The 14,389-nt window shown below is 41.4% G+C and carries 15 protein-coding genes; 10 read left to right on the forward strand and 5 right to left on the reverse strand.

All coding sequences use genetic code 11. From position 1 onward, the window contains the following. Positions 1 to 160: 160 nt before the first annotated feature. Positions 161 to 610, reverse strand: coding sequence for a MarR family winged helix-turn-helix transcriptional regulator (locus FJ709_RS03760; protein WP_226413598.1), 450 nt, complete (start codon positions 608 to 610; stop codon positions 161 to 163). Between the two features lie 152 nt (positions 611 to 762). Here FJ709_RS03760 and FJ709_RS03765 point away from each other — a divergent pair, with 152 nt between their 5' ends. From FJ709_RS03765 to FJ709_RS03775, 3 genes are all read left to right on the forward strand, one after another. After that, the gene (locus FJ709_RS03765; protein ID WP_226413600.1) at positions 763 to 1,797 is read left to right on the forward strand and encodes an NADP-dependent oxidoreductase; all 1,035 of its coding nucleotides are present in this window, start codon (positions 763 to 765) and stop codon (positions 1,795 to 1,797) included. Positions 1,798 to 1,828: 31 nt separating this feature from the next. Continuing rightward, on the forward strand, positions 1,829 to 2,506 hold the full coding sequence (locus FJ709_RS03770) for a type 1 glutamine amidotransferase domain-containing protein (RefSeq protein WP_226413602.1): 678 nt from the start codon (positions 1,829 to 1,831) through the stop codon (positions 2,504 to 2,506). A 200-nt stretch (positions 2,507 to 2,706) separates the two neighbouring features. Further along, the gene (locus tag FJ709_RS03775; protein ID WP_226413604.1) at positions 2,707 to 3,321 is read left to right on the forward strand and encodes a hypothetical protein; all 615 of its coding nucleotides are present in this window, start codon (positions 2,707 to 2,709) and stop codon (positions 3,319 to 3,321) included. Positions 3,322 to 3,328: 7 nt separating this feature from the next. Here the strand turns inward: FJ709_RS03775 and FJ709_RS03780 are convergent, their stop codons facing one another. Together FJ709_RS03780 and FJ709_RS03785 are read right to left on the reverse strand one after the other, a co-directional pair. After that, positions 3,329 to 4,174, reverse strand: a complete 846-nt coding sequence (locus FJ709_RS03780; RefSeq protein ID WP_226413605.1) for a TIGR03899 family protein — start codon at positions 4,172 to 4,174, stop codon at positions 3,329 to 3,331. 11 nt (positions 4,175 to 4,185) lie between these two features. Then, on the reverse strand, positions 4,186 to 5,319 hold the full coding sequence (locus FJ709_RS03785) for an MFS transporter (RefSeq protein WP_226415828.1): 1,134 nt from the start codon (positions 5,317 to 5,319) through the stop codon (positions 4,186 to 4,188). Positions 5,320 to 5,617: 298 nt separating this feature from the next. Between FJ709_RS03785 and FJ709_RS03790 the strand changes: the two genes are divergently transcribed. From FJ709_RS03790 to FJ709_RS03815, 6 genes are all read left to right on the forward strand, one after another. Continuing rightward, on the forward strand, positions 5,618 to 7,033 hold the full coding sequence (locus tag FJ709_RS03790) for an OprO/OprP family phosphate-selective porin (protein ID WP_226413606.1): 1,416 nt from the start codon (positions 5,618 to 5,620) through the stop codon (positions 7,031 to 7,033). A 66-nt stretch (positions 7,034 to 7,099) separates the two neighbouring features. Further along, the gene (locus FJ709_RS03795) at positions 7,100 to 8,254 is read left to right on the forward strand and encodes an imelysin family protein (protein ID WP_226413607.1); all 1,155 of its coding nucleotides are present in this window, start codon (positions 7,100 to 7,102) and stop codon (positions 8,252 to 8,254) included. Positions 8,255 to 8,326: 72 nt separating this feature from the next. Further along, on the forward strand, positions 8,327 to 9,964 hold the full coding sequence (locus tag FJ709_RS03800) for a di-heme oxidoredictase family protein (protein WP_404830008.1): 1,638 nt from the start codon (positions 8,327 to 8,329) through the stop codon (positions 9,962 to 9,964). 145 nt (positions 9,965 to 10,109) lie between these two features. Next, positions 10,110 to 10,631 (forward strand): menaquinone-dependent protoporphyrinogen IX dehydrogenase, encoded by a 522-nt coding sequence (gene hemG / locus FJ709_RS03805; protein WP_226413608.1) that lies wholly within the window; start codon positions 10,110 to 10,112, stop codon positions 10,629 to 10,631. 4 nt (positions 10,632 to 10,635) lie between these two features. Beyond that, on the forward strand, positions 10,636 to 11,151 hold the full coding sequence (locus tag FJ709_RS03810; RefSeq protein WP_226413609.1) for a cytochrome b/b6 domain-containing protein: 516 nt from the start codon (positions 10,636 to 10,638) through the stop codon (positions 11,149 to 11,151). Positions 11,152 to 11,321: 170 nt separating this feature from the next. Further along, entirely contained in the window at positions 11,322 to 11,933 is a 612-nt protein-coding gene (locus FJ709_RS03815) for a hypothetical protein (protein WP_226413610.1), read from the forward strand. Between the two features lie 131 nt (positions 11,934 to 12,064). Here FJ709_RS03815 and FJ709_RS03820 read toward each other — a convergent pair whose 3' ends face one another. Both FJ709_RS03820 and FJ709_RS03825 read right to left on the reverse strand, forming a co-directional pair. Beyond that, entirely contained in the window at positions 12,065 to 12,745 is a 681-nt protein-coding gene (locus FJ709_RS03820; protein ID WP_226413611.1) for a thiol:disulfide interchange protein DsbA/DsbL, read from the reverse strand. A 146-nt stretch (positions 12,746 to 12,891) separates the two neighbouring features. Next, positions 12,892 to 13,551 carry a DNA-J related domain-containing protein gene (locus FJ709_RS03825; RefSeq protein WP_226413612.1) on the reverse strand — a complete coding sequence of 220 codons (660 nt, stop codon included), beginning with the start codon at positions 13,549 to 13,551 and terminating at the stop codon, positions 12,892 to 12,894. 180 nt (positions 13,552 to 13,731) lie between these two features. On the opposite strand from FJ709_RS03825, the gene FJ709_RS03830 reads away from it, so the two are divergent. Continuing rightward, entirely contained in the window at positions 13,732 to 14,298 is a 567-nt protein-coding gene (locus tag FJ709_RS03830) for a phosphoribosyltransferase (protein ID WP_226413613.1), read from the forward strand. Positions 14,299 to 14,389: the final 91 nt, after the last annotated feature.

The following is a 14,389-nucleotide window of genomic DNA, read 5'->3' on the forward strand; positions in this document are numbered from 1 at the left end:
TAAAGTCAGCTGGTTGCTTATCGTTTAACACTTATTTAATTCCAATATTAATATTTTTTAATTGCGCGCAATTGATTATCGCGATAACAATGTGTTTTAATAGCTTCACGCAATGATAATGTTGCTCGCTGTTAATGTTAGGGCTGCTTTTATGTTAGGGCTAAGGCAGATTAATTTGCTTTGGCAGCTTATTACGAAAAGCATCTAAGCGTTGTTTAAGGTCGGCCATTTCGGCCTCATCAATACCACTTTGTAACTTAACGTGTTGCGTGATTTGCATGGCTTTTGACTTTAGCGCGATACCTTTTTCAGTGAGAGTTAATGACAGTTGTCTGTCGTCCTCAGGGTGTCTAACGCGTTGGATATAATCTAAAGCTTCAAGCCGTTTGACTACCGGTGTGATAGCGCCCGATTTTTGGGCCAGTTTTTGGGCAACATCTTTAAGGCTTAAGCCTTCATTTTGCCAAATAATCAACATCACTAGGTATTGGGTGTAGGTTAGCCCTAGCGAATTTAATAAAGGTTTATAAAGCTGAGTAATCGCAAGTGATGTTGAATAAACAGCGAAACAAAGTTGATTATCAAGATGTAACTGGTGATCTTCTTTCATAACTCACTCTGTCTGGACTGTGATCAAAATGGCTCACAGTCACGTAAATAAGTAAAACGTGTGACGATGTTACCACTGTTGTTTTAGCTATTGTAGCCTTCATTGAGTCAACCTTTGTCAACGTTTTGGATTGCAATTAAAAAGGATTAATCATGTCATCACACAATCGTCGTATCGTTTTAGCCTCTCGTCCACAGGGCGAACCGACTGCCGAAAACTTCCGTTTAGAAACCGCCAGCAAGCCAACGCCACAATCTGGTGAAGTGTTATTGCGTGCGGTTTATTTATCACTTGACCCTTACATGCGTGGACGCATGAATGATGCTAAATCCTATGCTGATCCGGTTGGTATTGATGAAGTGATGGTCGGCGCGACTGTGTCACAGGTTGAAGCAAGTCAGCACCCTGATTACAAGGTAGGCGATTGGGTATTGGCCTTTGGTGGTTGGCAGGATTACTGCGTATCAAACGGTGAAGGCCTAATGAACTTAGGCGCTAACCCAAGTATGCCATCTTATGCGTTAGGCATTATGGGCATGCCAGGATTTACCGCATATATGGGGCTGCTTGAAATCGGCGCGCCTAAAGCGGGTGATACTTTAGTGGTTGCTGCGGCAACGGGGCCTGTTGGCGCAACTGTTGGCCAAATTGGTAAGCTTAAAGGCTGTAAAGTGGTTGGCATAGCGGGCGGGGCAGAGAAATGTCGCCATGCGGTTGAAGTACTTGGTTTTGATGCCTGTATCGACCATAAAGCAGCTGATTTTGCTGAACAGTTAGCTGCGCACTGTGACCAAGGCATTGATGTGTATTTTGAAAATGTCGGTGGCAAGGTATTTGATGCTGTTTTACCTTTACTTAACACAGGTGCACGAGTACCAGTATGTGGGATGATTTCGCAATATAACGCCACCTCATTGCCAGCTGGACCGGATCGTTTATCACTGCTAATGGGCACCTTGTTAGTGAAGCGCATTAAGATGCAAGGCTTTATCATTTTTGATGATTATGGCCATCGTTACCCTGAATTTGCTAAGGATATGAGCCAGTGGTTAGCCAATGGCAAGATCCAATATCGTGAGCATTTAGTCGACGGTATAGAGAACACGACTAAAGCGTTTATCGGCCTGTTAAAAGGCGAAAATTTTGGCAAATTAGTGATTAAACTGAATGAGCCACTGTCTATTTAATGAGATTTTTTACTTTATTAGGAATACATAAATGAAAGTACTAATGGTATTAACATCGCACGACAAATTAGGCGATACAGGGCATAAAACCGGTTTTTGGCTAGAAGAGTTAGCCGCGCCATATTATGTGTTTAAAGACAGTAATGTTGACGTGGTACTGGCGTCGCCGTTAGGTGGACAACCACCGTTAGACCCTAAAAGTGATGAAGTGGATTTTCAAACTGAGTCGACTAAGCGCTTTAAATTAGACACAGATGCCCAACAGCAACTGGCTACAACCTTATTGTTGTCGTCGGTAAATGTTGCTGATTATGATGCGGTATTTTACCCTGGTGGCCATGGTCCATTATGGGATTTAGTCGAAGACAGCACATCAATTGCTTTGATTGAAAATGCGGTAAAACAAGACAAGGTATTAGGGTTAGTTTGTCATGCACCAGGCGCACTTAAGCACGCTAAAAATGCTGATGGCACCTCTGTTGTTAAAGGCAGAAAAGTGACTGGTTTTACTAATGGCGAAGAGGATGCGGTGCAATTAACCGACATAGTGCCATTTTTAGTCGAAGACATGCTAATTGCCAATGGCGCAGATTATGCCAAGGCAGATGACTGGCATCCGTTTGCGCAGGTTGATGGTAAATTAGTGACAGGTCAAAACCCCGCGTCATCTGAGCTAGTGGCACATAAGATGTTGGCACTTTTAAGCTAATTGCTATTATTTATTGGCTTATGCAAAAGCAAACTTAGGTTTGCTTTTTTGTTTTTTACGGACAAAAAATAGATTTTAGTAGGTAAATAGTTGTACAAAACATTAATTTTTCTCAATATAACGGTTAAAGTTTATTCGAATGTCAAAATAATGATATATTGCGCTCAATATGAAATGTGAACCAAGAGGATATGGAAAGCGTGTCGAAATCGTTGAGTGATGAAGAGTTAGCCTGTTTTAGTGATATTTTTACATCAAAGATGACTTTAGGTAACCCTTTACAGTCTAGAACTGATGCGGACATTTTGGCTGATAACTCTTTAAGTGTTTCGACAGAAATTCCTCAGGTATTAGCCCATATTCTGGGTGAGGCTAAATTAACGCTGCTGGCTGAAATTAGCCACTATCGTTTGTGGTTTCCGCTAGTGTTAAAACGCGATGAACTAGGGCAGTTTATTCCTGTATTAGGCGTACCTGAAGTGGTCGATATGCAAGGTGTTGAACGCAGTTGGCGCGTAACCGATTTAAAAGATGTCACCGTTGTTGGTAATACTGAGCAAGAGGTTGAGGTGTTGTCGCTATCCAGCTCTGGCTTAACGATTAAAATGCGCGGTGACTTACACGCTGAAATGCCTACATCTGGCAAACTTATGCTGACCAATGGTTTGCAAGTGGATGTAGATTTTGAGCCCGTACGTGCTGAAAATGGCATTATGGCGGCTAAAATTAATGCCCATGGTGAAGCAAGGGAAGCGTTAAGGCAGTTTTTGTTCAGTGCCCACAAAACCAAGTATTCTCACCTTTATAATATTTAACTCATATCTAGCTAATATTAAAATCCTGCTGCAATACGCCTCTTAACATTTGGTTGAAACCTTTATCTTGTTTTGCTGCAATCAGCTGGCAAATTTCATCGCCAATGGTGGTTAATCGATAATAGGTAAATAGCAGGTGTTGGCTTTTGGGTTGAAGAGTAAAATTATCATGCACAAATTGCATGGGTAATTTTACTTTAGGGTCAAGCAGGCCTGTTTCAAACTCACTATTATGGATCACCCCCGCATCTATTAAGGTTAAAATATTTGAATAAGGCAACCCATATTGAGATAAGGGGATATTTACCTGATTATTTTTACGAAAATATTGCTTCACCCCGCCATTTATCCGATAACCACTGAGTAATTTATAACGGGTATCTGTGCCAATTTTAGCCGACATGCCTAAGGCTTTTTCAAGAATAAGCGCTTCACGAAAGGTGAATTGCTTCAGCACTAACAGCGAACGAAGGCTAAAATTCCCCGGCGAAACTATTTCACTGGCTAAAATACGCGCCCATAAATCCTGCATTTTGCGATTATGAATTTGCTCGGCCATTTGAAAAAACTGATGACTCCAATCAGCATCTAAATCGACACCCGTTACATCTGAAGGGGTGTAATTTAATGCTAATGCAAAAATATTTTCCAGATTGGCTTGATATGCACTTAGCTGTTTACGCTGGCGATGCTGCGCCCGCTCGGCAATAGATGCGCTTGATGGACGGTAATCTTCTTCACTGGCTAGCCCTAACATGCGCCCGAGTAATAAGGCTTTTTTGCGCGCAGACATATTGGCGGTATCTGCCGCTTGTATATCTACTTCAATGATATTGTTGTCTGGTTCAGCCATTATTTACTCATTTATTCGCGTGGTTTAGGCCAGTAAGTTTCAAATCCTGGTTTGGGTGATTTGGGGACATTGAATGCCAGTAATAAAGAGCATACCGCGAATCCTGTGCCGATAAAAAAGACATATTTAGGCGAACTTAACCACAGCATACCCAATAGTACAGGAATGATCACCGCGGCAATGTGGTTAATGGTGAAGCTAACCGACATGGTTGAGGCTATATCTTGTTTATCAGCAATTTTTTGAAAGTAGGTTTTCATTGCGATTGCCATGGCAAACAATAAATGATCAATCACATATAACCCCGCTGCTACATTGGCATTTTCTACATAGGCATAGCTGATAAAAATAATAATTAAGCCCACATATTCAAAGATAAGCGCATAACGCTCACCAATGCGACCAATCAGTTTTCCAATAGCGGGGGCAAAAAATAAATTCACCACATAGTTAATTAAGAACAGGGCGGTGATTTCTGATACCGAATAGCCAAACTTTTCGACCATCATAAAGCCGGCAAAAACCATAAATATTTGCCGACGTGCGCCGGAGAAAAAGGTCAGCAAGTAATATAACCAGTATCGTTTGCGCACTAATAAATGTTTGTGCTGCGTTTCGCTAATAGCAAAACGGGGGAAGTACAGGCTCATCATCAGCACCATTATCAGTCCTAATGCGCCAATGATTGAATACATCCAAATGTAGTCAAGTTTAAGCCATGTCATGACTAGCCAAATACTGCCATATCCGATTAACGCCGCGGCTGAACGCCATGCGAGTGCTTTGCCCATAAAACCTGGTGCTTCTGCTTTATCTACCCATTGCAATGTTAATGATTGATTGATGGTTTCAAAATAATGAAAGCCTATCGACATTAAAATTGTGGTCAGATATAGCCCGAGTACGTCGGGAAAAAATCCGGTTATACCCACACCAATACATAACAATGCCAGCGATATAAGGGCAAAGGCTTGTTCGCGAATAAGCAGTAAAACAAATACCGCAGTAAAGGCCAAAAAGCCGGGCACCTCTCGTAAGCTTTGCAGCATACCAATTTCAGCACCGGTAAACGCCGCCCTTTCAATCACAAAGTTGTTTAGTAAGGCTTGCCACACCGCAAATACCATCGACATAACAAAGGTCATCCATAGCAACAAATGCTGTGGATTGGTTTGATAACCCTCAGTGGCTGAGGTATTTGCAGTTGTGCTAGCAGATACATTAGCCGTGGTCAGTGATGATGAATCCATGAAGTTCCAAAGGGTGATTTTAAAAGCGTGTGACCATAGTGGCAAAAAAACATTTTTATGGGAAGTGTAATTTATTTGCAAATGCTGTTGCTAATAAAGATCTTAATTTTAATGCAAATGATTATCAATTGAGTTATTGTGTGGCGAATTATTAAAATAAGCTTAATTATTTAAGTGTACGTGGAGAGTTGATATGAATAGCAAAATCTCACTATTGGCGATGACTTTAGCGAGCGTTATGGGCTTAGGTGTTGTAGCGAATGCAAATGCTGCTAATGAAACCGATGCACTTGCCAAGGCTATTGCCAAGCAAGAAGCTGAAATTGCAGCATTAAAGCAGCAGTTAAATCTATTAACCGAGCAACAAAAGTCACAGTCTGCACAGCAACAGGTTGAGCGCGATGCCTTAATGTCAAAGGTTGAAACCGTTGCCAGTGAGGTCTCTACAGCGCAAGATCGTTATAGCCGCTTTAGCTTTAAATCTTACGGCACTTCTAATTACACCAGTGATGAATATTTCGATAACGTTCAAGATACCAGCCCTGAGCGACGTAATCGTTTTGACTTAGAGCGCATAGTGACTGAGTTTGGTTATCAGTTCACCGATGAGTGGAGCATGGAAGTCGAGATTGAATATGAACATGGCGGTACAGGCACATCGCTTGAGTATGATGGCTTTGATGAATTTGGCGAGTTTGAATCTGAAGTTGAAGCGGGCGGCGAAGTCATTGTTGAAAAAGCGGAGATCCGCTATCGCCCAAGTAAAGAATTTGGGGTTAAGTTCGGTAATATTCACCTTCCAATCGGCCTAACCAGCACACTGCACAAGCCTAATCAATATCTCACCGTGTTGCGCCACAAAAGTGAAGCGGCCATGTTACCGGCTGTGTGGAATGAAAACGGTATCGGCGTTTATGGTGAAATTAGTGATTTTCATTACCAGGCTCAGGTCGTCAGTGGATTAAATTCAGAATACTTCCGTACCTATGACTGGGCTGCTTCTGGGCATCAAAAACGTTTTGAGCATGTTAACGGCGATGATTTAGCTTTTGCCGGACGTTTAGATTACGGCAACTTTAAAACCGGTAGCGCTGTAGGTGTGGCTTATTACTATGGCAATACTTCAGGTAATCGCCATAAAAGTAATAAGTTAGATGTAGATGGTGCAATGAGTATTGTCTCGGTAGCAGGGGCATTTGTCGAAGGTCCATGGATTCTTCGTGGCCAGTATCTTTATGGCACTCTGGAAAACACTGATGCGATTACTCAGGCCAATAAAACCACCCCAGGTTTACGTCCAGGTAACTTTGCCCAGCTAGGTTCTGAGTCACAATCTTTCTTTGTTGAAGCGGGTGTCAAGCTGGACAGCTGGATCAATATACCAATAACCGCGTTTGCCAACATCGATTACTCAAATCCGCTGATGGCGGTTGAAACGGGTGCTGCTACTAAGCGTTTTGAAAACACCTGGAGCAGCGTAGGCATCAATTATTTCCCTATTCCTGAAATTGTGATTAAGGCGGAAGGCGGCATACATCAAGTTGCCGTGGCCAGTATTCCTGATACTAATTTCTTCGCATTAGGTGTTGGGTACCAATTTTCTTTATAAGTCACTGTCTTAAAAGACGTTTAATAGTGTTTTTTTTGACATTAATTTGTTTTACATGGAGTTTTTATGAAATTTAAATATTCAGCTATCACATTTTCATTAATCATGGGGTTATCTGCTTGTGGTGGTTCTGGCTCAGATGATACTGCGCCAATCGTGCCAGATGATAGTTTCTCATTTGTTGCGACTGAAATGATCACCAACTTAACCAATGAGGTTATTGTTGACGGTTATGCTGATTTAGCCAGTAAAGGTGAAGCGTTATTTAATGCTACCCAAAGTTTAATTAACTCAACCTCTCAAGCGGATTTAATCGCAGCACAAGCGGCCTGGAAAGCGGCTCGTCAGCCTTGGGAACAAGGTGAGTCGCATATTTTTGGCCCAGTTGACTCATTAAGTATTGACCCGCATTTAGACAGCTGGCCATTAAATACTACTGACCTGCAAACACAGTTAAACAGCGCGGTCGGGTTTGATGCTGAAACAATTAAAGGTTGGAACGATGATGTGCAAGGTTTCCATACTATGGAATACCTATTATTTGGTGATGGCGTTAACGACAACACTAAAAACATTGCCGAGTTAACCACCCGTGAACGTGAGTATCTAGTGGCCTTAGCTGAAGTGTTTCGTGATTACACTAAGCAACTTGATGATGCATGGCAAGTTAGCCATAACCCACAAGATACCAACGCACTGCCATATGCTGAGTTATTAAAGCAACCTGGTACCAGTACTAATACCATTTACTCTTCACAACTGGCGGTTGTTGAAGAATTGATCAATGGCATGATTGGTATTGTCGATGAAGTGGGTAACGGTAAAATTGCTGACCCATTTGGTGACTCGATTACCACTGCTGACACCTCAAAAGTAGAATCGCAATATTCTTGGAATTCATTAACTGACTTTTCAAATAACATCATTGGCGTACGTAATGTTTACCGGGGTGAATATACCGGTAGTGCAGACAAGCAAGGTTTAATTGATTTTGTTGCTGCTGCAGACACTGTTTTGGCGACTCGCATTGGCAGTGAAATTGATGATGCTATCTTAAAAATCCAAGCGATTAAGGGCAGTAATGATATGCCGTTTCGTCAGGCTATTTTAGATGTTGAGGGCCGTAAGCGTGTGCAAGTGGCTGTTGATGCATTAAGTAAGCTGCAAGCCTCGCTAGAATCAGACATGTTACCTTTATTGTCAGATTGGAAAACTAGCTAACGTTTAGTTGAAGTATGCCTGGCCTCAATTGAGGCTAGGTATTTTGATAAACTGTAAAAATGTGTGAACACAATGATGAAAATAACAACTAAGCTTTATGCGTTAATGTCAGTGATGATGACAACAACAATTTTAGTCGGCTGTGGTGGCAGTGGTGATGAAATTACCACTGAAATAGTACCAGAGCCGCCAGTAGTCACTTACCCTAGTTATACCGATATCAGTGCCTCAGGTGGTGATACTACTACCTTTGATACCAGTAATTCAGGCCATGGTTTTTCTACCCCAGCAACTAATTTAACCGCCAGTGAGTTGGCATTGCATCTGGAGGGCGACGTTAATTTTGAAACCTCTTTTACCACAGCGCCTAATAGTGAACATCCTGAGTTAGATGGACTAGGTCCGGTATTTAATAATGCCGATTGTAACTCTTGTCACCAACGTGATGGGCGTAACTCAACCCCATTTTTAGCCGCCAATGAAACTCGAGTTAAGCTAGGATCTGCCGCGGGAATATTTTTACGCATCAGTAAAGCACCTGATGAAGTGTGCACTGAAGGTACAGCGCAAAACAATTATTGTGCGCCAATAGCCGTGCCTGACTTTGGTGATCAGCTATTTCATCGCGGCGTGCTTAAAGCTCGCCCAGATTGGCAGCAAAATGCTTTTGTTGGTCAAGCCGATGTATATTTGTCTTATCAGCGCAGCGAAATAACCTACGCTGACGGCAGAACCCTTATTCTTAAAAAACCTTTATTTGATGTTGAAAACCCCTACGATGCACCGGGTGAAACCAAACAAAGCGCTAATGTTACCTCTAACCTAATGCAAGACGACGTTCTAATGGGCTGGCGAAATGGTATGCCAGTATTTGGTTTAGGTTTATTAGAAGCGATACCTGAAGCGGATATTTTAGCCAATGTTGATGTCAATGATGCTAATGGCGATGGTGTGTCAGGCCGAGCTAACTGGGTATTTGATGCCGTAAAAGCCCGCGATGGTGTCGCGCATCCAGTGTCATTAGGGCGTTTTGGCTGGAAAGCCAATACCCCAAGCGTACGAGTACAATCACTAGGCGCATTGCGGGGTGATATTGGTATTACTAACCCACTGTTTCCAGGTGAAAGTATCGCTGGTACTAGCTTGCATGATGCTTATTTAACCCGTACAGGTTTTGTCGATACCGGCAGTGATGAAAATGGTGAGCCAGAAGCCGATGCCGCGTTCAGTGACTCAGTGACCTTTTATGCTGAAACCCTAGCGGTTCCGGCTAGACGTAACGTCAGTAACAGTAATGTACGTGAGGGAGCACGTTTGTTTGAACAAGTTAATTGTACAGGTTGTCACACACCATCATTTACCACAAAAACCGCCGGTGATATTGGCGGAGAACCGATGAGCGATAGCTTAAAGGGCCAAACAATTTATCCGTTCAGTGACATGCTATTGCATGACATGGGTGAAGGGCTTGCTGATGGCCGCCCTGACTTTTTGGCGAACGGTAATGAATGGCGCACACGTCCTTTATGGGGCATAGGCTTAACTCAAACGGTGAATCCGCAAGCCGGATTTTTACATGATGGCCGTGCGGCAACATTGGAAGAAGCTATTTTATGGCATGGCGGCGAAGCTGAAAAAAGCCAACAAGCTTTTATGGCGTTAACCCAGAATGAGCGAGACCAGGTGGTAGCGTTTTTAATGTCACTATAACGACCGATGTAAACCCTATAAAAGAAGCAAGGCTGGTGCTTGCTTCTTTTGATCTATTTTGATGTTAAAGCCGTGATCTGTTTCAAGGTCAATACCTGCTATATAACGTAATATAAGCGAGTTAATTACTTGTTTAGGCGGCAATATGGCTCAGATCCTTCTTGTTTACTCCAGCGTACACGGACAAACCCGTAGAATATGCGAGTACATCCAACAACAAATACCTCAAGCTGATCATCATGTGACCTTAGCGACTTTAGATGATGTGAGTGACTTATCTGGCTTTGATAGAATTTATATTGGTGCAAGTATCCGTCATGGTAAACATCGACCCGCTTTATATGAATTTATTCAGCAGCATCAGGTAGAGTTAGAAACTAAACCCAGCGGCTTTTTTTCAGTCAGTTTAGTGGCGCGTAAACCGAATAAAAACACCCCAGAAACCAATGCCTATATGCAGGAATTTTTACAACAAACCGTATGGAAACCCGCTTTATTACAAACCTTTGCGGGGAATTTAGATTACCAGGGCTATGGCCCAATGGATCGCAATATCATTCGATTTATTATGTGGATGACCAAAGGCCCAACCGATCCCAATACTAAGGTTGAATACACTGACTGGCAAAGGGTGGATGACTTTATCGCTAAAATGATTGAGGCGTAAAGCTATGGCACTAAAGCTGATATGGCAAAAAATTGCAGTTAAGCTACATGCATTGGTACTCGTCATGTCGGTCATATTAGTGTGCACTAGCCCTTGGGTGTTAATAGCGCGACAATTAAACGCAAATGCCGGTTTTTGGAGTCACTTTCATGTATACGGCGGCCTAATTACAGCATGTTTAACATTATTGTTTGCCATAAAAGTGTGCCTTAAAGGTCAATGGCGACAGTTCTTCCCCTGGTTACTGTTGGACTTTAATCAAGTTAATACGGACCTGATTGGTATATTAACAGGCAAGATACCGGTTGCAGGAGGTAAGGGGTTGTTCAGTGTTATTGAAGGAATAGGTGTTATTTTACTTTTGCTGGTGGCTGTTAGCGGCGTGGTTTGGTACTTAGTTGACCCGAGCGATGCCTTAGTGTGGCGCAGCTATCATCAAGTGCTTGGCCAATGTTTTATCGGTTTTATGATTATTCACCTGCTATTAGCGTTACTGCATATTAAGGACTTTTTTGACTAAGCCATGTGTTTAGAGGCTAATAAGTTCTTTACCCTTAGTTATTATCATTATCATTATCTAAATTATTTAGCGTATTAACACTATTTAACATTTCAGCCGCTTGCTATTTCCTTCGCTCAACTGTTTAATTGCGGCAATTTATCTCTACTTCATTTTATTGAGAATTATATATGAAATCGACTCTATGTTGCTTACTGGTTTTAGGCGTTATTAGTATGAGTGGTTGTGCGGTGACTCAAAACAATTTTGCCTCTAAAGTTAAATCTGAAGGTGCGCAAAACCTTGATTTATCTCAACAATGGGAGCAGGGGGATAAGGATGTTAGAAATGGTAAGGAGCAATTACAAGATGGCCGTAAACTGGTGCAAGAAGGTAGTGCTGAGATCCGTGAAGGTGAGAAGCTCATCGCCGAGGCAAGAATTGAAGGCCAGAAACAGAAACAAGCTTTTTTGAGTTTTACTAGCACATTAAATGGTGCACCGACGGGCAAACGAGCGATTGTTTTATTGAATAAGCTGGAAGAAATTGCCGATCTTTGGGAAGACGCTGATGACAAGTTTGCAGATGGTAAAGAATTGGTTGAGGACGGCAATACTAAGTTAGCTGAAGGTGAAAGTGCCATAGAACAAGGTCAAAACCTAATCAATAGCGGTAGTAGCCGTATGAAACAGGCTGAAGGTAAATATCAGCAACGCAATGGTTCAGGATTAGTTGAACAAAGACGTGAAGATAAGGCATTAGTTGAACAAATGCATATCGAAGAAAGGTCGAATAACTTCTAATTGTGATTTTAAATTGCGTCGGTTTTCAATCGACTTATTTTTAACAATAAATGTTCAACAATAAAAAAACCGATATTAGCAGTGCTATATCGGTTTTTTAGTTTGTAAAATAAATTAGCAGCGCAGTTTAGTTATTTTTGTAGTGCTAAGTAGTTCATCACATTGATTAAGTCATCAAGGGTGCGCATTTCGTTCATATTAATGGCGTATTTATCATTGACGATAAAAGTCGGTACACTTTGTACCCGATATATCACTTGCTGTTGGCGCCATAGGCTCAATTTTTTGTCGGTATCAGTACTGTCGGCCAATTCATCATATTTAGCGGCATCAATACCAAATTTAGCAAAGACCTTTTTAATGTCATCGCGGCTATTAACCTGTGACTCATGTTTGTCACCATGGGCACTGTGATCATGACCGCCATCGTTTTCATCGCCTTGAATGGCACCGAACATTGCTACTTTTAACGCTTCTTGATTGTCCTGAGTGTGGATCACCGCTAGCGAGCGCATAACCTCAGTACCTAAATCGCTGTTCATAAAATCGACATGTTTAGTGTCAAATTTAACTTGTTTGTCCAAGCCTGCTTTAATCTCTGGTAAATACTTGGTTTCCATATTGAAACAGTTGTGACAATAAAAAGAGAAAAACTCAGTCACTTTAGGTTCGCTTGGCACCATGCTATTTGAAATTTGTGTGTAGTGCTTACCTTCAACAAAGGGGGCGGCAAAACTGTTAACAGGGGTAATGATTAAAGAAACAATGAGTGTGCTAATTACGCCAGTGGCTAATGCAAAATGTTTAAACATGAATACCTCAAAAGTATGTTATTAATGGAATTTTATCCGCTAATAATGACATATTTTGACAAACTAGACCGAAAGATTTATGTGATCCAGTGGTGATTTGTGACAAATATTGCACTTTTAGTGCTTCCGATAAGCCTACTAATGCCTCAGGCAACTAAGCTTTTGTCGCGTAATGTTTGCCATGCTTCACAGACTTCTTTAAAACGTTCTGCATTGCCTTGGTCACGATCAGGGTGCCATTTTAAGGCTAACTTTTTCCATTGCCTTCTGATGTCTTTGTTTGATGCGCTATCATCTAATTCAAATACTTTTAAAGCATGACCTTTATTCATTAATTGGATGTTTACGCCAATATATTCTTGATAGCTGCTCCAGAACGACTCCAACATTTCACGGACGACATTAATGCTGGTATCGTAATTTTTCCAGTCTAAATAGTAATCCCGCAGTGCAGCGTCTTGACGGTGTAATAGGTCTGCGTTGCCTGGCACAATTCTAAACAACTGAATTTCCATAGCCTTCACTTGTAACCATTGCTTGGGTAGCAAAATATCTTGTAACTCATACAAGGCATTCATCAATAGAAAGTTACGTTTAAACAGGTCCTTTTCTGGTACTGGGTCTAAATCATGCATTAGGCCTTTATTTTGCAATTCACTGGCTAAATGATGCACCTTCCAACTGTGATTCGAAGACTGCAATACACTTAATAGTGGCCAAATAAGCGGATTATCACCTTTTTCAGAAGTCATAGATGACGATGGTGCCTCTAAGCTAGGCTCTGCGGAACGTTTTTCAAATAACATAATGAGCGTCTTCATTCTGAAAATGGTGATAAAAAATACTATGCCATAGTGATGATGCAAGGAAAAGCAGATTTTTATCTACTTTACGGCGTGTTCATTGTCTAATAAACGTTAACAATGCAGGCAAAGTGGCTGGTTTTGGTATAAAATTCTCCGCAATAAAAATGGGGGTAAACACCAATGACCGATAAACACTTTATAAGCGCGCAACAATTACTTGAAGATTCATTTCGTTTAGCAGCACAGGTTTACCAATCTGGCTTTAGACCCCAATTTATTGTGGGCATATGGCGAGGCGGTGCACCCATAGGTATTGCGGTGCAAGAATATTTTGATTTTAAGGAAGTTGAAACAGATCACATAGCCGTTCGCACCTCATCTTATTATGGTATTGGCACCGACAAGCAAGATAAGAATATTAAAGTGCATGGTTTGCATTACATTATTGAAAATGCCAACGCCACAGATGGCTTACTAATTGTTGACGATGTATTTGATTCTGGTCGCAGCATCCATGCCTTAATCGGTAAGTTGCAGAAATTTATGCGATTAAATATTCCAACGGATATTCGTATAGCTTGTCCTTATTACAAGCCAAACAACACTAAAGTACCGTTAAAACCAGACTATTTTATCCATGAGTCTGACGAGTGGTTAGTGTTTCCGCATGAAGTGAAAGGCTTGACTCCAGACGAAATTGTCAACGGCAAAGCTGATTTGAAAAACATCCAAGATTTATTTATCTAATCTGGGCATTTTTACAACAAATTTGCTAGAATAAGAAAATATATGAGTGCGCCAACAATTTTGTTGGCGCACTTTTTTATCTAACCGATTT

The sequence above is a fragment of the Shewanella glacialimarina genome, assembly GCF_020511155.1.
Taxonomy (GTDB): domain Bacteria; phylum Pseudomonadota; class Gammaproteobacteria; order Enterobacterales; family Shewanellaceae; genus Shewanella; species Shewanella glacialimarina.

Excerpts from the sequence above, each read along its gene's own strand:
- FJ709_RS03760 (WP_226413598.1), bottom strand. The coding sequence starts at position 610 with ATGAAAGAAGATCACCAGTTACATCTTGATAATCAACTTTGTTTCGCT.
- FJ709_RS03765 (WP_226413600.1), top strand. The coding sequence starts at position 763 with ATGTCATCACACAATCGTCGTATCGTTTTAGCCTCTCGTCCACAGGGC.
- FJ709_RS03770 (WP_226413602.1), top strand. The coding sequence starts at position 1,829 with ATGAAAGTACTAATGGTATTAACATCGCACGACAAATTAGGCGATACA.
- FJ709_RS03780 (WP_226413605.1), bottom strand. The coding sequence starts at position 4,174 with ATGGCTGAACCAGACAACAATATCATTGAAGTAGATATACAAGCGGCA.
- FJ709_RS03785 (WP_226415828.1), bottom strand. The coding sequence starts at position 5,319 with ATGACCTTTGTTATGTCGATGGTATTTGCGGTGTGGCAAGCCTTACTA.
- FJ709_RS03790 (WP_226413606.1), top strand. The coding sequence starts at position 5,618 with ATGAATAGCAAAATCTCACTATTGGCGATGACTTTAGCGAGCGTTATG.
- FJ709_RS03795 (WP_226413607.1), top strand. The coding sequence starts at position 7,100 with ATGAAATTTAAATATTCAGCTATCACATTTTCATTAATCATGGGGTTA.
- FJ709_RS03800 (WP_404830008.1), top strand. The coding sequence starts at position 8,327 with ATGATGAAAATAACAACTAAGCTTTATGCGTTAATGTCAGTGATGATG.
- hemG (WP_226413608.1), top strand. The coding sequence starts at position 10,110 with ATGGCTCAGATCCTTCTTGTTTACTCCAGCGTACACGGACAAACCCGT.
- FJ709_RS03810 (WP_226413609.1), top strand. The coding sequence starts at position 10,636 with ATGGCACTAAAGCTGATATGGCAAAAAATTGCAGTTAAGCTACATGCA.
- FJ709_RS03815 (WP_226413610.1), top strand. The coding sequence starts at position 11,322 with ATGAAATCGACTCTATGTTGCTTACTGGTTTTAGGCGTTATTAGTATG.
- FJ709_RS03820 (WP_226413611.1), bottom strand. The coding sequence starts at position 12,745 with ATGTTTAAACATTTTGCATTAGCCACTGGCGTAATTAGCACACTCATT.
- FJ709_RS03825 (WP_226413612.1), bottom strand. The coding sequence starts at position 13,551 with ATGTTATTTGAAAAACGTTCCGCAGAGCCTAGCTTAGAGGCACCATCG.
- FJ709_RS03830 (WP_226413613.1), top strand. The coding sequence starts at position 13,732 with ATGACCGATAAACACTTTATAAGCGCGCAACAATTACTTGAAGATTCA.